1 protein-coding gene is annotated in these 1681 nt (G+C 75.3%); it reads right to left on the minus strand.

Annotation, left to right across the window (positions count from 1 at the left end):
- Positions 1 to 1601, minus strand: a 1601-nt coding sequence (locus D471_RS0130340) for a bifunctional [glutamine synthetase] adenylyltransferase/[glutamine synthetase]-adenylyl-L-tyrosine phosphorylase (protein WP_017602092.1), incomplete at its 3' end; no start/stop codon positions are given.
- Positions 1602 to 1681 lie beyond the last annotated feature (80 nt).

A 1681-nucleotide genomic window follows, 5' to 3' on the forward strand; every position in this document is an offset into this window, starting at 1 on the left:
GCCCCGCCCGGGTCGGCGAACCCCAGGGCCTCCAGCCGTGCCCGCGCCTGGTCCGGCGAGAGCCGCGCCTCCTCCTCCGGCAGCCGCGCCACGGCGTTGAGCAGCGGGCGGTAGAACAGCTTCTCGTGCAGCCGCCGCACCTCGGCCGACACCCTGCGCCGCGCCTCGGTCAGCTCCCGCACCGGGTCCGCCGTGTACCCCAGCGCCCGCCCGAGCCGCCGCAGCTGCCCCGGTCCGTCGGGGCTGGCCGGGTCGGGCATCATGTGCGTGCGACGCAGCCGCTCCAGCTGCAGCAGGTGCTCCACACGGCGCAGGAACCGGTAGGCGTCGGCCAGGCCCACCGCGTCCCTGCGACCCACGTACCCGTGCTCGGACAGGGTGGCGAGCGCGTCCAGGGTGTTCCCCGACCTCAACCGCTCGTCCGTGCGCCCGTGCACCAGCTGCAGCAGCTGGACCGAGAACTCGATGTCGCGCAGTCCGCCCGGCCCCAGCTTGAGCTCCCGCTCGGCCTGGCCGACCGGGATGTGCGCCACCACCCGGCGGCGCATCGCCTGCACGTCCTCCACGAAGTCCGGGCGTCCCGCGGCCTCCCAGACCATCGGCGAGATCGCCGCCCGGTAGGCCGCGCCCAGCTCGGCGTCGCCCGCGATCGGGCGGGCCTTCAGGAGCGCCTGGAACTCCCACGTCTTGGCCCAGCGCTCGTAGTAGGCCAGATGGCTCGCCAGCGGGCGGACCAGCGGCCCGTTCTTTCCCTCCGGCCGCAGGGCCGGGTCCACCTCCCACAGCACGCCCTCGGCGTCGGTCTCGGACGGGATGCGCATCATGGCGGTGGCCAGGCGGGTGGCCGCCCGCATCGCGGCCTGCTCGTCCACCGGCTCGTCGCCCTCGGAAACCTCGGCCGGCTCGGCCACGAACACCACGTCGACGTCACTGACGTAGTTCAGCTCACGGCCGCCGCACTTGCCCATGCCGATCACGGCCAGACGGCACCGGGCGGCGTCCTCCGGGTGCTCGGCGCGCGCCACGGCCAGCGCCGCGTCGAGGGCGGCGGCGGCCAGGTCGGCCAGTTCGGCGGCGACCTCCTCGACGCCGCACACCCCGGTCAGGTCCCGACCGGCCAGGCGTAGGACCCGCCTGCGGTAGGCGACGCGCAGGGCGTGCCGCAGGCTGTCGGGGGAACCCCCGTCGAACACGGCGGCGGTCGGCGCCGGCGAGTCGGGATCGGCGCCGACGGTGTGCAACAGGCCCCGGCGCAGCTCCTCCGGGGCGGGGGCGCGGGCGGCGTCGGCTCCGCGCAGCTCACGCCAGTCGCCCGAGTGGCGGACCAGGTGGTCGGTGAGCGCGGTGCTGGTGCCCAGGACAGCGCACAACCGGGCACGGAGGTCGGAGTCCTCGCGCAGGACCGCCAGGACCTCGTCCGGGTCCTGGTCGGCCTCCAGGACCCGGATCAGGCCGAGCAGCGCCTGGTCGGGATCCGGCGCCTCGGCGAGGGCGTCGATGACGTCGGTGTCGGTCCGGGGATCGAGACCGGCCTCCTCGACCAGTCGCAGGGCCCGGGTGCTGTCACTGAAGCCACGCCTGGCCAGCGCGCCTGCTGTCATGTTGGTCTTTCCGTCCCTTGCCACGCGTCAACGGTAACCGGGCAGGCCCCGGAACCGGGTCGGGGCCGGGATCCGGGCGG

It is taken from the genome of Nocardiopsis lucentensis DSM 44048 (assembly GCF_000341125.1).
In the GTDB taxonomy this organism is placed as follows: Bacteria; Actinomycetota; Actinomycetes; order Streptosporangiales; family Streptosporangiaceae; genus Nocardiopsis; species Nocardiopsis lucentensis.